This is a genomic window from Paenibacillus sp. NPDC056933 (assembly GCF_042674385.1).
Taxonomy (GTDB): Bacteria; Bacillota; Bacilli; order Paenibacillales; family Paenibacillaceae; genus Paenibacillus.
The window spans coordinates 3,139,098-3,160,814 of record NZ_JBHUQN010000001.1; the positions used below are offsets into that span (position 1 = coordinate 3,139,098).

At 47.7% G+C, this 21,717-nt stretch carries 18 protein-coding genes; 16 read left to right on the forward strand and 2 right to left on the reverse strand.

Features of this window, described 5'->3' with window-relative positions; all coding sequences use genetic code 11:
* Positions 1-5 precede the first annotated feature (5 nt).
* The 9 genes from ACFTRD_RS13920 to ACFTRD_RS13960 all read left to right on the forward strand — a co-directional run bounded on the left by ACFTRD_RS13920 (position 6) and on the right by ACFTRD_RS13960 (position 12,977).
* Positions 6-1,838, forward strand: coding sequence for a sensor histidine kinase (locus ACFTRD_RS13920; protein ID WP_379380692.1), 1,833 nt, complete (start codon positions 6-8; stop codon positions 1,836-1,838).
* Positions 1,835-3,394, forward strand: coding sequence for a response regulator transcription factor (locus ACFTRD_RS13925; protein ID WP_379380694.1), 1,560 nt, complete (start codon positions 1,835-1,837; stop codon positions 3,392-3,394). Before ACFTRD_RS13920 ends, ACFTRD_RS13925 begins: the two co-directional genes overlap by 4 nt.
* Before the next feature lie 286 nt (positions 3,395-3,680).
* Entirely contained in the window at positions 3,681-4,586 is a 906-nt protein-coding gene (locus tag ACFTRD_RS13930; protein ID WP_375137200.1) for an ABC transporter permease, read from the forward strand.
* A 24-nt stretch (positions 4,587-4,610) separates the two neighbouring features.
* Positions 4,611-5,567: a carbohydrate ABC transporter permease gene (locus ACFTRD_RS13935; RefSeq protein ID WP_379380696.1), complete on the forward strand. Its 957-nt coding sequence runs from the start codon at positions 4,611-4,613 to the stop codon at positions 5,565-5,567.
* 58 nt (positions 5,568-5,625) lie between these two features.
* Entirely contained in the window at positions 5,626-7,125 is a 1,500-nt protein-coding gene (locus tag ACFTRD_RS13940) for an ABC transporter substrate-binding protein (RefSeq protein WP_379380698.1), read from the forward strand.
* Positions 7,126-7,222: 97 nt separating this feature from the next.
* The gene (locus ACFTRD_RS13945; RefSeq protein ID WP_379380700.1) at positions 7,223-9,880 is read left to right on the forward strand and encodes an endo-beta-N-acetylglucosaminidase; all 2,658 of its coding nucleotides are present in this window, start codon (positions 7,223-7,225) and stop codon (positions 9,878-9,880) included.
* 352 nt (positions 9,881-10,232) lie between these two features.
* Positions 10,233-11,222, forward strand: coding sequence for a zinc-dependent alcohol dehydrogenase (locus ACFTRD_RS13950; protein ID WP_379380702.1), 990 nt, complete (start codon positions 10,233-10,235; stop codon positions 11,220-11,222).
* Between the two features lie 12 nt (positions 11,223-11,234).
* Positions 11,235-12,062 carry a sugar phosphate isomerase/epimerase family protein gene (locus tag ACFTRD_RS13955; protein ID WP_379380704.1) on the forward strand — a complete coding sequence of 276 codons (828 nt, stop codon included), beginning with the start codon at positions 11,235-11,237 and terminating at the stop codon, positions 12,060-12,062.
* 36 nt (positions 12,063-12,098) lie between these two features.
* Complete coding sequence (locus tag ACFTRD_RS13960) at positions 12,099-12,977, forward strand: AraC family transcriptional regulator (protein ID WP_379380706.1); 879 nt, start codon at positions 12,099-12,101, stop codon at positions 12,975-12,977.
* A 354-nt stretch (positions 12,978-13,331) separates the two neighbouring features.
* Here ACFTRD_RS13960 and ACFTRD_RS13965 read toward each other — a convergent pair whose 3' ends face one another.
* Positions 13,332-14,075, reverse strand: a complete 744-nt coding sequence (locus ACFTRD_RS13965) for an MBL fold metallo-hydrolase (RefSeq protein ID WP_379380708.1) — start codon at positions 14,073-14,075, stop codon at positions 13,332-13,334.
* An 87-nt stretch (positions 14,076-14,162) separates the two neighbouring features.
* The gene (locus ACFTRD_RS13970) at positions 14,163-14,441 is read right to left on the reverse strand and encodes a CD3324 family protein (RefSeq protein ID WP_379380710.1); all 279 of its coding nucleotides are present in this window, start codon (positions 14,439-14,441) and stop codon (positions 14,163-14,165) included.
* Between the two features lie 335 nt (positions 14,442-14,776).
* Here ACFTRD_RS13970 and ACFTRD_RS13975 point away from each other — a divergent pair, with 335 nt between their 5' ends.
* From ACFTRD_RS13975 to pstB, 7 genes are all read left to right on the forward strand, one after another.
* Positions 14,777-15,208: an RrF2 family transcriptional regulator gene (locus tag ACFTRD_RS13975; RefSeq protein ID WP_379380712.1), complete on the forward strand. Its 432-nt coding sequence runs from the start codon at positions 14,777-14,779 to the stop codon at positions 15,206-15,208.
* A gap of 72 nt (positions 15,209-15,280) precedes the next feature.
* Positions 15,281-16,147 carry an aldo/keto reductase gene (locus ACFTRD_RS13980; protein ID WP_379380714.1) on the forward strand — a complete coding sequence of 289 codons (867 nt, stop codon included), beginning with the start codon at positions 15,281-15,283 and terminating at the stop codon, positions 16,145-16,147.
* Between the two features lie 280 nt (positions 16,148-16,427).
* A complete protein-coding gene (locus ACFTRD_RS13985; protein ID WP_379380716.1) occupies positions 16,428-17,822 on the forward strand; it encodes a stalk domain-containing protein in 1,395 nt (464 codons plus the stop codon).
* Between the two features lie 69 nt (positions 17,823-17,891).
* Positions 17,892-18,755, forward strand: coding sequence for a phosphate ABC transporter substrate-binding protein (locus ACFTRD_RS13990; RefSeq protein WP_379380718.1), 864 nt, complete (start codon positions 17,892-17,894; stop codon positions 18,753-18,755).
* A gap of 105 nt (positions 18,756-18,860) precedes the next feature.
* Positions 18,861-19,829, forward strand: a complete 969-nt coding sequence (pstC, locus tag ACFTRD_RS13995; protein WP_379380720.1) for a phosphate ABC transporter permease subunit PstC — start codon at positions 18,861-18,863, stop codon at positions 19,827-19,829.
* On the forward strand, positions 19,826-20,734 hold the full coding sequence (gene pstA, locus ACFTRD_RS14000) for a phosphate ABC transporter permease PstA (protein ID WP_192269865.1): 909 nt from the start codon (positions 19,826-19,828) through the stop codon (positions 20,732-20,734). Before pstC ends, pstA begins: the two co-directional genes overlap by 4 nt.
* A gap of 93 nt (positions 20,735-20,827) precedes the next feature.
* Positions 20,828-21,583 carry a phosphate ABC transporter ATP-binding protein PstB gene (pstB, locus tag ACFTRD_RS14005; protein ID WP_379380722.1) on the forward strand — a complete coding sequence of 252 codons (756 nt, stop codon included), beginning with the start codon at positions 20,828-20,830 and terminating at the stop codon, positions 21,581-21,583.
* Positions 21,584-21,717 lie beyond the last annotated feature (134 nt).

A 21,717-nucleotide genomic window follows, 5' to 3' on the forward strand; every position in this document is an offset into this window, starting at 1 on the left:
CACGAATGTCCAGGATACGAACCATGTATAGGAATTACCTGAAGAAAAAAATGTTCAACAAAATTCTGTTGTTTTATTCCATGGTCATGGTTCTGTTATTTATCAGTGTCTCCGTGTTGGCCTACCGCTACTATGAGCAACGGGTCGTACAGGAACAGATGGATGCCAGTCTGCAGGAACTGGATATTGTCAGTATTAATCTGAATCAGCAGTACGAACGACTGTATAACGCCGTGCAGCAGATTTATACCGACGCCATGATCGGCGACGATTTAAAGTATTTTCTGACTCATGAATATGAGGATTTTCTCAATTGGCGCCTGAATCAATATGCTTACAGCTACCGTACGGAGCGCGGGAACTTTGATTATCAATTGCGTCTGCTGCTAAAGGATGAAGCCTCAATTGCAAATGTCGTGTTATACAGCACGGATCAGGATTTCTTCTATGTTCTCAATCGGGAGACCCAGCACTTTTACTATCAACCCAAGCTGTCAGCAGGCCATAAGGACTGGTTCCAGCGACTACGGAGTGCACCGTGGCAGTACATGGGCAGCGAGCCGCTTTTCGAAGGGAAAATGGCAGATGAGCCTACCCCTTACAGCTACGCGAATGTTCTCAAAGACTCCGTGACATTGAAGCAGTACGGTGCAATTATGTTTGAGCTGAATACAGACCGTATCAAAAGGCTTCTTCGAGACAGACTCGACGGCAAGAACAGTCGGATCATGCTGATGACCGGGAAAGGTCAGGTGATTTTCGATTCGCAGGGCAAGTATGATAACACCGTTTACCCTTATTGGGGGCAGATGAATTTACCGGAAGATTGGGTGAATCTGGAGGAACGCTCCAAGGTGCATCTGCTGAATATCGGAAATACAGGCATGGTCGTGGCTGCCATTATTCCGGAGTCACACATCAAACAGAGTCTTCAGGCCATTCGTCTCAGTCTTATCGGCATTGTCATCCTGTGCATCATTGTTAGCTTTGCGATAACGTTCACCATCATTCGCCGATATTCCAAAAAAATTCACAGGCTCGTCCTTTACATGCGACGCTGGCAGGAGGGTGACCTGAGTAAGCGGATCGAGATGGAGGGTGAAGATGAATTGCAGCAGATTTCGCAGAGATTCAACCATATGTGTGATCGTCTGGAGTCTTACATAGAGACAGTATATGTGTCGGAGATCAAGCAAAAAAATGCGCAGCTCGTGGCTTTGCAAGCCCAGATCAATCCCCATTTTCTGTACAATACGTTGGAAAGCATCCGTATGAAAGCCATCAGCTTGGGAGCCAGGGATGTTGGGCAAATGATATATATTCTTGCCACGATGTTCCGGCATTTGATCAAAAAGCAGACGCATGTAACCTTGGCGGAGGAAATAGAGCTGTGCGGCATGTACCTGGCTTTGGTTCAGTACAGGTATGAGGACAAATTGGAAGTGGAGACTCATATCGAGAATGCAGCGGCGGGGAGCATGATCGTCAAGTTGTTGATCCAGCCAATCATTGAAAATTACATTGTGCATGGTTTTCGCACGAATGATGATGATAACCGGATTTCCATCACAGCCGCAGAAGCAGATGGCGTGATCCGTATTCGTGTAATGGATAACGGGAAGGGGATCTCCGCGGAGAGGTTACTTGAACTGCAAAGCGCGTTGCGCGCTGGCGATGAACCTACTGAGACATCCGATCGATCTTTGGGTCTTAAGAATGTCCATGACCGCATACGTCTGAATTATGGCAATGAATATGGTCTGCACCTGAACAGTGTGGAGGGAGAAGGCTGTGAGGTGACGATCAGTATTCCAGTCACTAGGGAGGAAGCGGGATGAGAAGTGTAATGTTGGTCGATGATGAGCCGCTGATTGTCAAAGGAATGCAAGCCATCATTGATTGGGATCAGAATAACATGCAGATTGCGGGTACGGCTTGTAATGGGTTGGAAGCGCTAGCAATGATGGACGAGGGACCTGTCGATCTAATTATTACGGATATCATGATGCCGCAAATGAGCGGACTTGAGCTGATCCGGGAGATCAAAGAACGCAGTCCGTATACCAAATTCATTATTTTGAGCGGCTACGAAGAATTCAAATATGTGAGGGAAGGCATTGCATTGGGCGTGGAGAACTACCTGCTCAAGCCTGTCAATATGGACGAATTGGAAGCAACCATCAAGCATATGCAGCGCGACTGGGAGCAGGAGGAAATCCGCCAGATTCAGATGGATCAGAGTTGGAGGATTCTGCGCAACAATATTTTGCAGCGGTGGGCGAACGAGACCATTGACGCCAAAGAATTTCGGGAGCGTGCACAACTGCTGGAGATTCCCATGAACAAGTCCGGCTATTGTGCGGCTTCTCTGCGGATTGTAGGCGATGACAAGGGTGATGATCCCCAGCTGTATCTGCCGGGAATTGCTGAGAAATGTGAGCTGCTCGGGAACAAAGACCTCCCGGATGGCTGCGGTGTGATCTGCTTTCCCGATCAGGAGGGGGACATCATGCTGCTATTCGTTTCAGCCAGTACGGAAGATCATGATGAATGGCAGCTTCAGGCACTCAGCAGGATGAAGCAAGCGGTTGCCGAGGACACAGGTGCACGTGTATGGGGGATCATCGGCCAATCCGAGTCGACCTATCTGAGTTTTCCGAAGAGTTGCAAATCCGTAAAGCTGTGGCTTCAGAATCATTTGTTTATGGATGGTGATACCTTCATCATGCATGTGGAGAGCGAAGAAGAAGCCAATCCGCATCAGGAGAAGCCTGGGCCAGCGATGGAGCAGTTCCACAAGCTGCTGCGGGATGGGGAAGGTACAGAGGTGGACCGGTTCATCGACGAATTCTTCATGGTTGAGGGTAAGGAACGCTGCTTCCCGAGAACACTGTTCTTTAATTCTGCCATCCAGCTGATGCTGGCTGCCAAGGAATTGGAGAAAGCCCCCGATTACGGGGAAATCTTTGGACCCCTGTCCAGAATTCATACGCTCAGCAAACTGAAACAGCTGGTGAGAAAAACCGTTCATCGTACGCTGAATACATATCATACCGCCGAGAAAACGTACAGCCCGCATATCATGGCTGTGCTGGAGGTGGTGAAGAATCACTACCAGGATGAGCTTTCACTAAAGACGCTCAGTCAGCGGCTGGAGCTCCATCCGAACTACCTGGGCCAATTGTTCCAGCAAGAGGTCGGTACTACCTTTTCGGATTATGTAAACCAGTACCGAATCGAGCGTGCCACTCATTTACTGTTATATTCGGACAAAAAGACGGCAGAAATAGCGGGCGAGGTTGGCTATTGGGACTCCACCTATTTCTACAGACAGTTTAAGAAATATGCCGGTGTTTCGCCTACGGAGCTGCGCTCCATCTACATGAAAAAATAAGCCGGGGGCTCCGGCTGAATGAAGACACACCCCGTGCGGGTGTGTTTTTTTTGCTATGGAATGATTGCACGATCTTTAATTAATCCATCAAATTATTGGGTTTTTCAACTATCCCCCAATTGGTAGCGCTTGCATAATAGAGGAAGGAGTGAACGAGGAATCCAAAGCACCAAAAGGGCTTAGGTCTGCCAGTGTTGGTTATAGGGGATTAATACGGGGTGCAGCTAAGCAACTGTGAATGCGATTATAAGGAGGGACAGCCGTGCTGGGCATCTTCAAAAGTCTGATGAAGAACAAGGCGTTTCTTCTGCTGGTACTGCCGGGAGCAGCGTGGTTTATCATTTTTGCCTATTTGCCAATGTTCGGAACGATTATTGCTTTTAAGGATTTCCGGATTCATCCGGGCGGATTTCTTGAAAGCGTTCTAAAAAGCGAATGGGTCGGGTTCAAGAACTTTGAGTTTCTGTTCTCAACCAGTGACGCCTATATCATCACACGTAATACCATTCTGTATAACCTGGGTCTAATCTTTCTCGGATTGGTGCTCGCGGTGACGCTTGCGATCATTATGAACGAACTGCTAAACAAACGGCTGGCGAAGATCTACCAGACCGCAATGTTTATGCCTTATTTCCTGTCCTGGGTGATTATCAGTTATTTCGTCTTTTCGTTTCTGAGTGTGGAAAAGGGTGTGTTCAACCAGATCATCATGTATTTTGGTGGAGATCCGGTCAGCTGGTACAGTGAGACAGGATATTGGCCGTATTTTCTCATTCTGCTCGGCCTGTGGAAAGGTGCAGGTTATGGCAGCGTAGTCTATCTGGCAGCAATCGCAGGTATCGACCGCTCTTATTATGAGGCAGCGATGATCGACGGCGCCACCAAGTGGAAACAGATCCGGTACATTACGCTGCCGCTACTCAGGCCGCTGATGATCATTCTGACCATTCTGGCGATCGGCGGCATCTTCCGTTCCGACTTTGGACTGTTCTATCAGGTTCCGCGGGATTCCGGTGCGCTGTATCCGGTCACCAATGTTATCGACACGTTTGTATACCGCGGCTTGACCATTATGGGCGATACGGGAATGAGTACCGCTACAGGATTGTATCAATCAGTCGTTGGTTTGATTCTTGTCCTGCTGGCGAACTATGCTGTGCGTAAAATTGAAAAGGATTATGCCGTATTCTAGGCTTGCGGCAAGGGGGTGTTGTCCATGAGTAATTTAAGCGAACCGATAAAGCGGGCATCTGCCCCTGCGAAGAGGAACAGAAAGAAACCAAGAGATTTGAATGCCATTTCGCCGTTATCCAATGTGATTTTTAATATAGCGATCGGTCTGTTTGCCTTATCCTGTATCTTTCCATTTCTGTTCATCATCATCATCTCATTTACCGATGAGAAGACGCTGGCGATCAATGGATTTAAGTTAATCCCTGAAGTCTGGACGCTGGATGCGTACCGATTTCTTATGGAATCCGGGCAGCAGATGGCCCAATCGTTCGGGGTTACCTTAACGGTGACGGTTGTCGGAACCGCGCTGACACTGTATTTGGTCACCACGTATGCGTATGCCATCTCGCGCAAAAATTTTGCACAGCGTCGGTTTTTCAGCTTTTTGGCCTTCTTCACCATGCTATTTTCCGGCGGTCTCGTTCCCAGTTACATTGTGGTTACGCAAGTGCTGCACTTGCGGGATTCGATATGGGCGCTGATTCTTCCGTCGATCATGAATGCTTTTTACATTATCGTCATGCGTACATTTTTCACGACCACCGTGCCGGATGCTGTCATTGAATCAGCCAAGATTGACGGGGCGACTGAATTCGGTATTTATACGCGCATCGTACTGCCGATCTCGTTGCCAGGTATTGCAACCATCGGATTGTTCAGTACATTAGGATTCTGGAATGACTGGTTCAATGCGCTGCTCTATATCGACAATGCGAATTTGATTCCGCTCCAGACGTTGCTGATTCGAATTCAGAACAATATGGATTTTGTTGTGCAAAACAGCAGCCGGGTCGTGTCTTACGATATTGCCTCGACACTGCCAACGGAGACCGTCCGCATGGCGATGGTTGTTCTGGCTACACTGCCGGTTGCGCTGGCGTACCCGTTCTTCCAAAAGTATTTTATACAGGGCCTGACCATTGGTTCGGTCAAAGAATAAGTCTGGTTGTGCCTGCCCTCAGAGGGCAGTAACAATAACATTGATAAGGGGGATACACATGAAGACAAGAAAAATTGCTCTGCTCATGGCTGCCTTAATGCTTGCTTTTGCTACGATGCTAGCAGGCTGTGGGGGCAGTAATACCAATGACACTAGCGGGAATACGGCATCCGGGGGAGAATCCGGCGATAAGGACCCGGTGAAGCTTAAGGTATATTTGATTGGTGGTCCTCAGCGCGATCTGCCAATGGTACAGGAAGAAATGAACAAGTACTTAATGGAGAAAATAAATACAACCGTCGACATCACGATGATTGACTGGGGCGACTATTCCAAGCGGATGCCGGTTATTACCGCTTCGGGCGAAAATTATGATATCGCTTTCACCTCTTCGTGGGCTTATGACTATTTGCCAAATGCTACTAGAGGAGCATTCCTGCCAATCAATGATTTGTTGGATAAGTATGGCCAGGGCATTAAAGAGCAGCTTGATCCACGCTTCCTTACAGGATCGCAGATCGGTGGCCAAAACTATGCCGTGCCAGTCAACAAAGAGTTGGCTTCGCAATGGGTATGGCGCTTCAACAAGCAGTACGTGGATAAGTACAACATGGACATCACCAAGATTCGTACATTAGAGGATCTGGAGCCTTACCTGCAGCAAATCAAGGACAATGAGCCGGCTGATATTACTCCGTTGGCTGTTCCGAAGGGCTTTAAGCCTTATCTGGCATTCGACTTCCTGTTGGGTGACGAATTCCCGGTCGGCATCAATATGGATGGTGACACGGGTAAATACGTTAATGTGTTGGAATCCGAAGAGCTGAAGAGCTCTTTGAAAACCATCCGCAAATACTATCAGGCTGGTTATCTGCGCAAGGATGTAGCGACATTGGAAGGCATCGACAACATTAAGACGGGAAAATGGTTCGTTGACCGTGAACAGACTCAGCCTTACGCCGAACTGGGATGGTCCAGAAGCGCGGGCTATGATATCGTGACTACACCGATGCAGGATCCGGTTATTTTCACAGGTTCGGCAACAGGCGCTATGCATGCGATTTCGGCGAACTCCAAGAACCCGGAACGGGCCATGATGTTCCTGAACTTGCTGAATACCGATCCATATTTGCGTAACCTGATCAACTATGGCATTGAAGGTACACATTACAAAAAGATTTCCGATAACGTCATTGAGGACCTGCCAGCGATGAAGGACGGATTCCAAATGCCTGGCTTTGCCTTGGGCAACCTGTTCCTGACCTACATGCACAAGGAAGATCCAGCCGATAAGTGGGAAGCGTTCAAGGAATTCAACAATTCCGCGAAGGTTGCTCCAAGCTTTGGCTTCAACTTCAACCCTGACCCGGTGAAGACAGAAGTGGCTTCCATCTCCGCCATTGTGAAGGAATTCTACCCATCCATCATGACGGGTGCGGTTGACCCGGATGAGCATCTGCCGAAAGCGATCGAAAAGTTGAAAGCGGCGGGTTTGGATAAAGTGATTGCAGAAGCGCAAAAGCAATACGATGAATGGAAAGCTGCAAATCCAAAATAAACCTGAAAATAAAGAAGATCTGGAAACGTCTGTCCGGTTTGATGGGCGTTTCTTTTTACCCTGATTGAATTGCCAAAATTGGATTGGAGGGTATGACATGAAAAAGCTTGGTGCCAGTCTCATATTAGTAATAGTGGTATGCGCTGCTCTTTCCTCAGCGGCCTTGGCGAAGCAACCGTATTCATCCTATTGGTTGCCGGATCAATTGCTTCAATGGAATCCGGTTTCTGACCCGGATGCGGCCTTCAACCGGAGCACGGTTCCGCTTCAGAGCCGTTTCACGGGGGAGGGTGTTAACCCGAATGCAACGAAAGATCCAAAAGTCATGGCCTTGTCTGCGCTGAATCAGGGAACCAGCGGCGTCCCCTCACAGGGCTCGGATACATTCACTGCGAATACGTTCTCTTACTGGCAGTATGTCGACAAGCTCGTATATTGGGGCGGCTCGGCGGGAGAGGGCATCATTGTGCCGCCAAGTGCCGATACGATTGATGCAGCGCACCGGAACGGGGTGCCGATTATGGGCACGGTGTTCTTCCCACCGTCCGTGTACGGAGGCAAATATGAGTGGGTGAAGCAAATGCTTCAGCAGAACAGTGACGGCTCCTTTCCGGCGGCCGATAAGCTGATTGAGGTGGCGGAGTATTACGGTTTTGACGGCTGGTTTATCAACCAGGAGACTGAAGGTGGAACAGCCACTGACGCACAGTTAATGAAGGCATTTCTCCGTTATCTTCAGGACCATAAGCCTTCGGGTATGGAGATCATCTGGTATGATTCCATGACGAAAGAAGGCAATATTTCCTGGCAGAATGCGCTGACGGACCGGAACGCGATGTTCCTGCAGGATAACGGGAGCAAGGTATCGGACAGCATGTTCCTGAACTTCTGGTGGAATGATCTTGGCAGTTCTGCGGCCAAAGCCAAAAGTTTGGGCAGATCACCATTCGAACTGTTCGCAGGTATTGATGTGGAAGCTAAAGGATACGACACCAGTCTGAAATGGAATCTGCTGTTTCCTGAGGGCAAACCTGCTGTGACCTCGCTGGGCATATACCGACCGGACTGGGCGTTCAACAGTGCCGACAGCATGTCCGATTTCTTTGCCCGTGAGAATCAATTCTGGGTAGGCCAGAACGGTAACCCGGCCAATACGGCGACAAGTAAGGCGTGGAAAGGAATTGCGAACCATGTGGTTGAATCTTCACCGGTGGACCAGCTTCCGTTCACGACCAGCTTCAATACGGGCAGTGGCGAGAAATTCTATGTCCATGGCCAGCAGGTACGGGATAACGGATGGAATAACCGCAGTTTACAGGATGTGCTTCCGACATGGCGCTGGTTAGCAGAGAGTAGGGGCACGGCGTTGAAGCCTTCTCTCGATTGGTCGGATGCCTACTATGGCGGCAGTTCCCTGAAGGTAGCGGGTACGCTAAGTTCAGCAAATGCCACCCATCTGAAGCTGTATCAAACCGATCTGAAGATTGAGCCAGCTACCAAGCTGTCGATCACGTACAAAACGCAGAACAATCCGAGCATGAAGGTTGGCCTGGCTTTTGCAGACCGACCTAACCAGTTCGTCTTTCTGGATGTAAAAGACAAAAAGGCCTCTGGTTGGACGACGGACATCTTGAATCTGACGCCTTACAAAGGAAAGCGGATTGTGGCATTGTCTTTGTATTTTGACAGCAAGGAAATCATATCGGATTATGACATCCATATTGGTCAGCTATCCATTCAGAACAATTCTAATCCAGGGAAGCCACTTGAAGCAGTTCAAGCATTGAATGTCATCCAATCCGATTTCCGCGGGGGCATTTACGGTGATGCCAGATTGCAGTGGAAAGCACTGGATGAGGAAGTTCAGCAGTATGAGATTTACCGTGTTCTTCCAGATGGCACGGAGACGTTGGTTGGTGCCACTGCCAATCATGTGTTCTATGTGCCTGAGATGAAGAGAATCAACAAGGAACTAACGACAATATTAAAAGTTGTGGCAGTTAATGCACAGTATGAGCGCGGCCAGGCGGCCAGTGTGACGATCCAGTGGCCGACTTATCCGAAGCCGGAAGCCGGGTTCAAGGCTGATGCAACGCTGATCGCACCGGGTCAGCAGATACACTTTACCGATCTCTCTTCCGAGGTGACGGAAGGCTGGTCGTGGACTTTTGAGAACGGCAGTCCAGCGACCAGTACGGAGCAGAATCCGGTCGTAACGTATGACAAGGAAGGAACGTACCGTGTGACGCTTACAGCTACCAACAGCTCAGGGCAGGATACGGTGACGAAGGAGTCACTGATTACTGTCAGCAAGGCTGCTTCTGGAATCCAAAATGTCGCTCTGGGCAAAAAGGCGACAGCTGACCATGCCTGTGGATCTGCGGAAGGTGCAGAGAAGGCCATCGACGGCAAGGTGACCGGCAACAGCAAGTGGTGCGCACTGGGTAATCAGCCGCATTGGCTGCAAGTGGATCTTGGCAAAGAACATCAGATCAGCGGTTTTGTCATCAAGCATGCAGAGAGTGGTGGGGAGTGGTCCGGTTTTAATACAAGCGACTATTCCATTCAGGTCAGTGCTGATGGCGCCAACTGGTCAGATGTAGTTCATGTACAGGGAAATACCGCAGCCGAAACGTCGGATGCGATTGCTCTGGTCACGGCCCGTTATGTGAAGCTGAATGTGCTGAAACCGACGCAGGGCGGCGATACGGCAGCCCGAATCTATGAGTTGGAGGTTCGAGGGTTGCAGCCATAGTTTTCGATTGAGAAGTAACAAGAGTAGCTGTGAAATTAGCAAAAAAGGAGCCATGCGGCCAATACGGTTTCAATGACCGCTGGCTACTTCTGAAGTATCCGGTCGTCCGGTCGCCTAACGGTTGTACCGCACTGTACCAGACCACGGCTGAATATGACTGAATTTGGGGCTCACAGATCATGAGATCTTGTGAGTCTTTTTACATTGATGTTGGGTTAGCATGCAAAGGTTGTAAAATCGTTGTTTTAGATAAAAAATCGGTTTTGCAATCAAAGACAATGCCAGCGAAAAGTCTTATATTGTAGTTAAAAAGATAAGGAAAGGAGGGACTACGCTGAAGAACAGGAAGATCATGTTTGCTCGTCCGCTGCAAGTGGAAATGGTGGAAGAGGATTATATTTTGCCAGCTTTAGGTGAAAAGGAAGTATTGGTTAAACTGATCTATTCCCTCATCAGTCCAGGAACGGAGCTGGCCATGTTGTCGGGTAAAGAAGAGTGGGCCAAGCTTCCCTTATGTCCGGGGTATGCGAGTGTAAGTGAAGTGGTTGAGGTGGGGCAGGGTGTAGACCATGTTCAGCCTGGGGACGTTGTGTTCCATTATGGTCAACATGCTGAATATCAAGTGGTGCGCACAGATCACGTTTTCATCAAGGTACCTGAGCACTTGGATTTGAAGTGGGTGCCCTTCACGCGCATGGCAACCGTGGCATTCACCTCAGTTCGTGTATCCCATATTGAACTTGGGGATGTTGTTGGCGTGACGGGTCTCGGATTGGTAGGGAATTTGGCTGCTCAATTGGCACGTCTGCAAGGGGCAACCGTGATTGGCGTGGATCTGTCAACGGAACGAATCCGAACAGCCCAGGCATGTGGGGTTGACTATACGCTTCATGGCGTAGAAGATAAAGTGAAAGAAAAGATACATGCCATCACGAATGGAAGAGGTGTATCCACTCATATTGAGGCCACGGGTGTGCCCCGTGTAGGTGTGCAAAGTCTGGAATGGATCGCCAAGCTTGGCGAAATTATTTTCCTCGGCAGTCCACGAGGCGAATATAACACGGATGTCACCGATATATTGAACTACTGCCACCTGTATGGACGGGGCTGCATTACGTTCAAGGGTGCCCATGAATGGCGCTTTCCGGTGGAGCCTAACGAATTCGTTAAGCATTCCCTGGTGAGAAATTCGAATATTGTATTGGATCTTATGTTAAAGAACAGGCTGCATATCGAACCATTGATCAGTCATGTGATGAAGCCGGAACAAGCGCAAGAAGCCTACGAAGGCTTGAACGTGAATAAAGACCAGTATAACGGTGTGCTGTTTGACTGGTCCTAGGAGGAGATTGGGATGATCAGAGGGTTAACAAGAGCAGGCTTGGGGAACATCGAGTCGAGTGAACAATATATTACGAATGCTGCAAAATACGGATTTCAGTCTGTAGATTTGAATCCGCTCTCATTCATTCAAGAGGTGGGAAAGGAACAGGCCAAGCACCTGCTGGAAAGCAATCAGGTGATCATCGGTTCATCCGATCTGACCGTGGACTGGAGAACCACAGATGAACAGTTTCGCGAAGGACTTCAATCCCTGGTTCAAATGGCAGAAGCCTCCGCATCACTGAACTGTTATAGCTGTTGTACCTATATTTTACCTTCGACGGATCAGCCAGCAGCATCGTTTATGGCGGCCGCTACCAAACGATTGAGACTGTGTGCAGATATTCTGGGCGCATATGGCATTCGATTGGGATTGGAGTTTGTCGGTTGCCATCATCTGCGCACTCAATGGAAGAATCCATTTATTTGGAGTGTGGAGGATACGCTGGACTGGATTGAAACGATCCATGCTCCCAATGTAGGTTTATTGGTGGATTCCTATCATTGGCATACGAATGGATTAAAGATCGAAGAGGTGTTGGAACTTAAGAAGGAGCAGATTGTCCATGTTCATATCAATGATGCTTATGATCTGCCAATCGAAGAATTGCTGGATTATGAGCGTTTATACCCTGGAGAAGGAGTAATCGATCTGCCGGGATTCTTAAAGAACCTGAAGGCGATTGGTTACACAGGCGTCGTATCGCAAGAGGTGCTGGCACCAGCTTCAACCCTGGATACAAGTGAATTGTTTGCCAAGTCCAAAGCAGGCTTTGATAGCGTGTTTGCCAAGATATAAATCAGATCAGCGAGAAGGCATTAGGGAGGAAGAAATGTGTATGAGCCATGGATGAATCACATTTCGCCATTCGTAAGAGCGGCGAGAATGACGGAATCGTTTTCTTTGGCAGGGGAATGGATAGACCACGATCATGTGTATACATACATTGAACAAGGGGAAGCGGAATTCTTCTTAAGTGGTGTAAAATACCTGGTCCAAGAAGGCGATGTTGTACTGATGCATCCATTCATGTCTCATATCATTCGATCCACCTCCACGCAGCCATTGATTCAGTATATTTTTCATTTTGATCTGTTTTATGACGAAGAGCGAAGCGTATTGAAGACTACAGATGCGACTCATCGTGAAAGACCTGATCTGGCAGATAGGGAAATGAAGCTGGCTTCCATACGCCCAATCTCCCATTTGCAGCTAGCCGATCGAATCGAATGGAAAAAAAGATTTGCGCTCATGCTTAAGGAGTTTCAGGAGCAACGAGGAGGATCTTCGTTAATCACGAAATCCATATGTTTGGAGTTGCTGCATCTGTTTTTCAAAAATCAATCCAACGATCAGGACCAAGAGGGAAACATGACCAAAGGGTGGACATTTATCGAAAAGTCGATTCGTTATATTCATGAATGCTACGCCGACTCTCAATTAAATAATGCTGCCATCAGTCGACATGTCGGTGTATCGACGAACCATTTATCGCATTTGTTCAAAAGCAAGCTGGGGATTACCCTTCACAAATATGTGACACATATTAGAATAGAGCAGTCCCAGAAAAGAATTAGAGAAGGGACACATAATTTAACCCGGATTGCGGAGGAGGTTGGCTTTTCGAGTATTCATCTGTTCAGTCGGTCCTTCAAGGCTGCTGTAGGTATCACTCCCAGTAAATATGCAGCGATGAAATCGAGGGTAGAGTGAACTAAGCAAAGTCCATACGTCCGTATGACAGCAATGATAATCATAAAAAATGGAGGATGTCCCATAAGTCATGAATATGACGGGGGCATCCTCTTTTAGTGTTATTTTGTTTTAATGAACCTGACACACGCTATTCGCTCCCATTTGCCCAGATCTGAGATCTAACGAATTACAGAGACGTTATTTCGTCGATTCACTTGATTTTTTAGGTTTTGAAGCCCTTTTATGACGAAAAAGCGTTACTGAGGTTCGTTAAATCTTGCAACCGTTGATGATCTGCCTTTTAAGGTGCGGTAGGTTCGTTAGCGCTTGGAGCGAGGCGGAATTCCTTTTGAGACAGCCCCCATTAGTGTTTCACGGGGCATAGGATTGAAGTAGTCGTTGAAGCGCACGTCGAACATCCCCTTGAAAAAGACCCCCATGATAGCAAATGAGCGTATCGATCTCATATCCAAGCAAACGTTGTACAGAACGAATCGTTTCCTTTAGATCCAGTGTATGCTGGGGATTGGCGATGCCGAGCTCCCCATTGTTCTCCATGACCACTGCATCACCAGCGATCAAGGTAAGACTGGAGGAAAGATAAATGGATATGTGCCCTGGTGTATGACCGGGTGTGTGTATAATCTCCATACCTTCACACCATGGCAGTAGCTCAAGATCATGAACCGTCTGATCAACCGGACTTGGCTCAATCCTTTCCAACATGCAGATGAATTCCTTCGCTGCGGGCTGCTCTTTTTCAGGCAAAAGGCAAAGTGCTGCTAGCGCTTGCTCCAGGCGCAATGAGGTTCTCGTACCATCAATATATGGAGCTTCCTGTTTATGCGCGATAATCCGGATATGGGGATGGGTTCGCTTGATCTCTGCGAGAGAGCCTACATGATCCAGATCATGATGGGTAATAATTAAGCCAGTCAGATTGGACAACGACAACTCATGTCTATTCAATGCTTCTTCAAGATGTGGAACGAAGCCGACGTACCCGCAATCTACCAGAAAGGCCTGCTGTTGATCACCAATCAGGGCAGGTGTAATCACCTGCGGCATCCCGTTGTATTCAAATTCGATACTTAATGGTTTAACGTATAAACTCATGAAGTAAAGGCACCTCCTGATTTGAACTCTTCAGAAATAGGTTACCGTATGCTATTCACAACGAGCAAGGACATACATGATGCAGTATTAACATGGTCCGTGTTTATGCTGGAGAAGGATACGGCGGATACTGCGTTCTGTCAGGTAATATTGTTGTGCCAGAAGACGAACAGAAATGCCGGAATGATGAGCCTCAGCAATCGCCTTATTGCGTTTTTGCAACATGGCTCTTGAGCCGGAACATGCTCCCCAAGGTTTCTTATATTCTTCCTGGACCGGGATATACAAATAGGTTCCCTGAATATGTTGTTGAATGCACTGCACCAGTTCTGCTGGCAGTACATACGTTGCATTTTTGTATTTCATCTGATTTTGCTCCTATCTATATAACGTAATGGATATATAGAGGGGCAAAGCTCTTACCTTCAATGCTGTTAGAAAAGGCTCCAGGCAAATATGGAAAGAAGGCTCTGCCCAGAGCCGGATGCATCGATTCGGACCATCCCATCAGCTCCTTTCTTAAGTTCAGGATAATGTGCAGATGAACGCGACATACAGTTGGAATTGGAATTATATTACAGCGGACAGGGACAGTCAACCCAATGTTTCTTGAATCTTGCTGTGGAGATCATGTTGTAGTTGAAAACTAAACATAAAAGATATATAGTATGTTTAGAAAAGAAATAGTTAGGATGAATGAAATGGCATACTCTACAGCCTTATCTCAAGGAATCTCCATTTTACTCTATATTCACGCTCTATCGGAGGAGAACTGTTATAACTACTTGTCCACCAAGTTGATTTCGGAGCAATTAAATATTCCGGTTCCTACGACGGTAAAAGTTATTCGAAATCTGAATAACGCCAAACTGACGATGGCCAAAGAAGGGGCCAAGGGCGGCATATTGCTTGCTCAGCCTTTATCGGAAATCACGTTGCTGGATGTATTCCTGGCGGTTGAACCCGGCAAAGACTTGTTTAAAGTTCATACCCATGTAACACTCCAGGGAAAAGACGTGGACGACGTGAAACAAAAGATTATTCACCATCTTGATGGCGCGGAGATCGCCATGCAGAATTATTTAAAAGACATACGGTTAACCGATCTGTTTCATGAAGAAAGAAAGGGTTAACCTCTTTTTTTGAACTAAACTAGATATAAGAAATATCAAGTATATTTTGTTATTTTGAGAGGAGCAGTCTAAATGAATTTGCATACAAAAGTGGTTGAAGCCAGAAACGGAGTTGCCATTCCCCAACTTGGTTTTGGGGTTTACAAGATAACGAAAGAAGCAGAATTTACAATAGCGATTCGCGAGGCCATTCAGGTCGGGTACCGACATTTTGATACCGCCCGCATCTATGGAAATGAGAAAGCGCTGGGAGCAGAGATTCGGCATAGTCAGATCCCGCGCGAGCAATTTTTCATCACATCGAAAGTCTGGAATACGGATCATGGCTATGAAGCGACCAAGAAAGCGTTCCAGAAAACGATAAACAAACTGGGTGTCGATTACCTCGACATGTACTTAATCCATTTTGCCTCGCCAAAGTACATCGAAACGTGGAAAGCCATGGAGGAATTATATGAGGAAGGCAAGATCAGAGTCATCGGGGTCGCGAACTTTGAAACTCAGCATCTGGAAGAATTAAGGAAGCACGCAAAAATCTTGCCGATGATCAATCAGATCGAGACACACCCGGAATTCCCGCAGAATGAACTACGTACCTATATGGGCAAACATCAGATCTTACATGAGGCATGGGGTCCATTGGGGCAGGGGAATAAAGTGTTATTGCAGCATCCGGTATTGAAGGAAATCGCTGATCATCATCGTAAGACGGTGGCTCAAGTGATTTTGCGTTGGCATCTGGAACGGGGCGTCATCCTGATTCCCAAGTCATCCAATCCGAAGCGGATCAGAGAGAATAGTGAGATCTTTGATTTTGAGCTGTCTGCTGAGGAAATGGAGAAGATCAGCCGTCTGAACTCAGGTAAGAGGTATTCTATTCATCCGACAGGTTATATTGTGAATCCGATTTTTAATACATTGATGAAACTTTTTATCTAAGAAAATAGGACAAAAAACGAGTCGTGGGTCAACTGCCAACGATTCTTTTTTGTGTGTTATGAAAACATTGACAATTCGTTAACAATTCCAGGATTTCCCGTTTACATATCACTCCTATAATTACAATCGTAATAGGTCATTTTTACTATGAACGTGGAAGTTTGGGGGGATGAGCCGGACAAGCTCTCATAAAGACGATACATGCAGAATACCAGACAACAGGGCACGACAAAACAAGGCAATTATATGTGAAAGAGAAGGGTGACAAGAGCCAATGTCAATGAAAAAGGCGTTAGTGGTGTCCATGGTAGCAACAGTGTTAGGTACTTCTGTGGTTAGTGCAGTATCGGCTGCTCCTGCAGTGAAACCTGCGGCTAATACAGCTCAGGTGCAAAATTCCACGCTTACAATAAACGGTAACAGCGTCGTTATTCGTTCCATCGTTAAACATGGCGAGACACTTGTGTCACTTCGTGATGTGATCAAAGCCATCGGCGCAAAAGCAGAAGTGCATAGCGGAACGACGGTGATCAAGCTGAACGATCACAGTGTGACACTCCAAAACAATAGCAAACAAATCGTGGTAGATGACGTCAAAGTGAATATGAATCAACCGGTTACCATCATTGGTGGTACAAGTTATATTGCCCTTCGTCCCTTGGTAACCAGCGTAGGCGGAACCATCGTGATGAGAGGCGGGCAGCTTGAAGTCAGCACGGTGGCACTCATCGACGGTGTGGAGAATCCACGTTTTGCTGGAGCTGACAAGCTGATCGTCTCCAGGAGCGATGATAACGGCAGAACCGATTATCTTGTGAATACGACAAGTGGTCAATACGATCTGTTGTTAACGACTGATGGCGGATCGGATCTCGTGGTGTCCCCGAGCGGGGAGCAAGCGGCATATACGAATGCGGAAGGAGCCGTATACATTATCGATCTGAAGACGAAGGCTTCGAAACTGATCACAAGCGACAACAGCATCAAGCCTGAGTTGGTATGGTCTGCTGACGGGAATGCAATCTACTTCCTGCAAGGGGATAAAGGGTCCGTCATTGCCAAGCTGAATCTGGCAGATGGCGCGATTACAAAATTGGTCGAAGACAAGGTGGACTACAAGGAAAACCTGAATGTTTCTGCGGACGGCCAAAAATTCATCTACACCGTTACAACACTGGGTAAGGTAACGTCCGATGCAACTAATGTGGATGAAGACAATGTGTCCATCGATTTTTCAGAAAATCAACAGCAAATATTTTCGTATAACACAGGAGATGCAAAACCAGAGGCTGTGAAGCTCACGACATCAACAGACGATAAGGTATTTGTATGGTCTGCTGACGGCCAAAAAGCCTACTACGTGAGTGTACCTTCGGAAGACGGTAAAGCATCATTGCTGTCTGTGGATTCATCTCAAAAGTCTACGCCGTTGTATGCCGAGTACGATGTAGAACAAGCTATTCTGTCAGGTGGCATCTTGTATGTACTGGCGGCCCAGGATGACAGCAACAGCGTGATCCTTTCGATTGACCCAGTGAGCGGCAAACAAACCAAGCTGTACACGGTATCTTCCGATGTATCTTCCATCGCGGTTGCTGGTTCGCAAGTGGCTGTCATTGAGAACGACCGGGTTCTGGTTCAAACGGGTAGCAGTTGGAGAGCCGTTACGAAGTAGGATTTGGCTACAACGTGACAATCATGAGATGAAATTAACTATTATAGAATTCGAGAGGAGTTTATAAAAATGAAAAAATGGATCAAACCCTTCACAGCCATGCTGATGGCTGTATCCCTAATTGGTGGACTTGGAGGAGCAACGACGGCATCGGCTGCCAAAAGCACGGAGAAAGGAAAAATTGTCATCAACGGTTCCTCGGCATTGCTTCCGCTGACACTTCAAGCTGCAAGTGAATTCAAGAAAGACAACCCCAAAGTTAAAATCTCGGCTTCCGCAGCGGGTTCCATTACAGGACCACAATCCGTTCGTAAAGGTATTGCGGACATTGGTGCGGTGGACTGGGATGCTTCCAAGGATGTACCAGGATTTAAGAAATTTGACGGCATGGTAGCCAATCCGGTAGCTGTCACGGTGTTCACCGCTGTAGTGAATACGAACGTGGGTGTCAGCAATCTGACAACAAAACAACTGCAAGACATTTTCTCTGGCAAAGTAACCAACTGGAAGGAAGTCGGCGGATCGGATGCGAACATCGTTGTGGTTAATCGTAAGTTTGGTTCTGGCACACGGGTTAACTTCCAACAAAAAGCCTTGGATGGCAAGGATTTCATGAGCAAAGGAGACAACTATAAAGAGGTTGGTTCCAGCGGTGACATGAAAACAACGATTGAAACGACACCAAATGCAATCGGTTATATTGACCTTCCTTATGTGACTAGCAAAATGAAGGCTGTATCGATCAATGGCGTAGCACCAACGGAGAAAAACGTCCTGAACAAAACGTACAAAGTATGGGGTATCGGTTATTACATGACGAAAGGTCAACCTACCGGGGCAACCAAAGCATTCATCGAATATATCCAAAGCAGCAAGTTCCAGAACGGTTCGCTGAAAAAGCTGAAATTCATTCCGCTTGCTGCCGTTAAATAACGAGGCTGCAAATGTTCGTCATTCTCGTATTTCATAAGAAAGGGATAGCCAGCTTCTGCGCACGGTCGCCAAGCTGGCTTCTCTATGTGAAAGGAAGAGCCCTTCATGATCGATTTAAATCCATCCACGAACAGCCCTGCTCCGAGTGAGCTTGGTCCAAGCATCGGCAAGGCTCCCGGATCGGGAACCCGGTTTGACCGCAAGGCGCGTTTAAGATGGTCCAATAAACTGTTTCGCCTGGTCTGCATTGGCAGTGCGTCGTTTGTCTGTCTGGTCCTGTTATGCATACTGGTACTCATGCTTCGTACGGGTGTTCTCACCTTCGCGGATGTGTCGCTGAGCGAATTCTTTTTCTCCACCAACTGGGACCCGGAAAATGAACATTACGGCGCGTTGATTTTTATCTTGGGAACGTTGGCCTTGACCGGTCTTACCATGCTGTTTGCCATTCCAATTTCTGTCATCATTGCTGTGTTTCTGGCCGAAATGACACCCAAATGGCTTCGCCACATGCTGCGGCCCGTACTGGATTTGCTGGTGGGTATCCCATCCGTAGTCTACGGTTTTCTGGGCCTGACCATCCTTATTCCTTGGCTCAGAGATCTCAGCGGCCACGATCTGGCGGACGGTTTGCTTGCGGCGTCCATTGTGCTGACCATTATGGTGCTTCCCACAATCAGTCGAATCAGTGATGACGCTATTTCCGCAGTACCCAACAAGTATCGTGATGCGGCTTATGCGCTCGGTGCCAACCGGTTCCAAACGGTGATTCGTGTTGTTTTGCCTGCTGCTAGAAGTGGGATCATGTATGCTGTTATTCTCGGGATGACCCGTGCAATTGGGGAAACGATGGCTGTGGTCATGGTTATCGGTAATACGGCACAGCTTCCCAACAGTCTGTTTACGCCGACATCGGTTCTGACCAGTAACATTGTCATGCAAATCTCAAGCGTAGAATTCGACTCCACCTGGAATCATGGCCTGTACATGATGGGCTTTATTCTGCTTGCTATCTCCATCTTGATGATTGTAGCCGTAAGAATGTTTCAGAAAAAAGGGGGGCACTCCTCATGAGTATGAAAAAACAGCCAAACGCTGTCCCTGCCTATTCGTTTGGCAAACGCAGAGGAGCTTCCATGCTGATGGACCGTCTGTTTACAGGCACGGTATGGGGTATCGGCATTGTCGTCATTTTATTTATCGTCGGACTATTGTTTCTCCTTCTGGAAAAGGGGCTGCCTTTGCTGAGCTGGGATTTCCTGTACGGGGTGCCGAGCGAGATTGAAGAAGGGGGCGGGATTGGCCCGGCGCTGTTCAACTCGTTCTATGTGCTGATTCTATCCCTCCTGATCTCCATTCCAATCGGTATGGCAGCAGGTATCTATCTGGCGGAATTTGCGCCGAACAACAAACTCATTGAAGTGGTACGCATCTGTGTGGAGGGACTGTCGTCCGTTCCGTCAATTATTTTCGGCCTGTTCGGCATCGCCCTGTTTGTGGAGTACTTCGAAATTGGTCTTACGATTCTGGGCGCCGCCGTCAGCCTTGCCTTTCTGAACCTACCTGTGTTGACCCGGGTTACGGAGGAGTCGATCCGGGCGGTTCCGGTTGAACTTCGTAATGGATCGTTTGCGTTAGGCTCAACGCATCTTCAGACCATCCGCCATGTATTGCTGCCGGTCGCCCTTAACGGCATCATGACAGGCATCTGCCTGACGGCAGGTCGAGCGTTCGGAGAGAGTGCCGTCATCATTTTGACCGCGGGGGTATCGACTTCCGGGGAGATGTGGGACTTTAATCTGTTGTCGCCGGGCGGAACCCTTGCCGTGCATCTGTGGTATATCCAATCGGAAGCGATTGTACCGGATGCTGTGGAGATCGCTCAGAAAACAACAGCGGTGCTGATCTTTGTGGCTCTGCTCATTAATATTCTGTTCCGTGTACCGCTGTGGCTGAATGCACGTAAAAATCAAGTCTGATGTGTCAGACTGAGGCTGCCGGGACGTATGGCTCACATCCATTTTATAAGCTCAACGCGTAGTCTATTCCATCTCAACCCAGGAGGGTATCCTGTGCAACCTATTATTGAAATTGATAAACTGAATCTATATTACGGTACGTTTCAGGCGCTAAAAGAAGTTTCCATTGAAATTCCGGAGCGTGCCATTACCGCTTTCATCGGACCGTCCGGCTGTGGCAAATCAACGCTGTTGCGGACTCTCAACCGCATGAATGACCGGATACCGGGAACACGCATTGAAGGTAAAGTGGCCGTTGGTGGGACGGACATCTACAGTGGTGAGGTTCATGTGGAAACCCTTCGCAAGAAGATCGGCATGGTCTTTCAGCAGCCCAATCCCTTTCCGAAATCCATCTACGACAACGTGGCCTTCGGCCCACGACAACACGGTATTCATGGCAAAAAAAAATTGGATGAAATCGTTGAGCAGAGCCTTCGATCTGCTGTCCTGTGGGATGAGGTGAAGGATAACCTGAAGCGCTCTGCGCTGAGTCTGTCCGGTGGTCAGCAGCAACGCCTATGCATCGCACGCGCACTGGCAGTCGAGCCGGACATTCTGCTGATGGATGAGGCTACCGCATCGCTTGATCCTGTCTCCACTTTCAAGATTGAGGAGCTTACACATGAACTGAAGGAAAATTATACGATCGTAATGGTCACCCACAATATGCAGCAAGCAGCTCGCGTATCCCAGCAGACGGTGTTCTTCCTGAATGGGGAGGTAGTGGAATACTCCGCTACCCAGAGCATGTTCGCCGAACCCGTCGATTCACGTACGCAGGATTATATTAGTGGTCGTTTTGGTTGAGGGTCGGTCTTTAAGTTACATTGGAAGTCTTTCAGATGTGATCTGAAAGACTTTTTTGTTTTTGTAGTGGAAGCATGTTTCTGTCTAATTAAAATGTTCTGTTTATCCGGTGCAGGATTTTATAAGAATTCTAA

Excerpts from the sequence above, each read along its gene's own strand:
- ACFTRD_RS13920 (WP_379380692.1), top strand. The coding sequence starts at position 6 with ATGTCCAGGATACGAACCATGTATAGGAATTACCTGAAGAAAAAAATG.
- ACFTRD_RS13925 (WP_379380694.1), top strand. The coding sequence starts at position 1,835 with ATGAGAAGTGTAATGTTGGTCGATGATGAGCCGCTGATTGTCAAAGGA.
- ACFTRD_RS13930 (WP_375137200.1), top strand. The coding sequence starts at position 3,681 with ATGAAGAACAAGGCGTTTCTTCTGCTGGTACTGCCGGGAGCAGCGTGG.
- ACFTRD_RS13935 (WP_379380696.1), top strand. The coding sequence starts at position 4,611 with ATGAGTAATTTAAGCGAACCGATAAAGCGGGCATCTGCCCCTGCGAAG.
- ACFTRD_RS13940 (WP_379380698.1), top strand. The coding sequence starts at position 5,626 with ATGAAGACAAGAAAAATTGCTCTGCTCATGGCTGCCTTAATGCTTGCT.
- ACFTRD_RS13945 (WP_379380700.1), top strand. The coding sequence starts at position 7,223 with ATGAAAAAGCTTGGTGCCAGTCTCATATTAGTAATAGTGGTATGCGCT.
- ACFTRD_RS13950 (WP_379380702.1), top strand. The coding sequence starts at position 10,233 with ATGTTTGCTCGTCCGCTGCAAGTGGAAATGGTGGAAGAGGATTATATT.
- ACFTRD_RS13955 (WP_379380704.1), top strand. The coding sequence starts at position 11,235 with ATGATCAGAGGGTTAACAAGAGCAGGCTTGGGGAACATCGAGTCGAGT.
- ACFTRD_RS13965 (WP_379380708.1), bottom strand. The coding sequence starts at position 14,075 with ATGAGTTTATACGTTAAACCATTAAGTATCGAATTTGAATACAACGGG.
- ACFTRD_RS13970 (WP_379380710.1), bottom strand. The coding sequence starts at position 14,441 with ATGAAATACAAAAATGCAACGTATGTACTGCCAGCAGAACTGGTGCAG.
- ACFTRD_RS13975 (WP_379380712.1), top strand. The coding sequence starts at position 14,777 with ATGGCATACTCTACAGCCTTATCTCAAGGAATCTCCATTTTACTCTAT.
- ACFTRD_RS13980 (WP_379380714.1), top strand. The coding sequence starts at position 15,281 with ATGAATTTGCATACAAAAGTGGTTGAAGCCAGAAACGGAGTTGCCATT.
- ACFTRD_RS13985 (WP_379380716.1), top strand. The coding sequence starts at position 16,428 with ATGAAAAAGGCGTTAGTGGTGTCCATGGTAGCAACAGTGTTAGGTACT.
- ACFTRD_RS13990 (WP_379380718.1), top strand. The coding sequence starts at position 17,892 with ATGAAAAAATGGATCAAACCCTTCACAGCCATGCTGATGGCTGTATCC.
- pstC (WP_379380720.1), top strand. The coding sequence starts at position 18,861 with ATGATCGATTTAAATCCATCCACGAACAGCCCTGCTCCGAGTGAGCTT.
- pstA (WP_192269865.1), top strand. The coding sequence starts at position 19,826 with ATGAGTATGAAAAAACAGCCAAACGCTGTCCCTGCCTATTCGTTTGGC.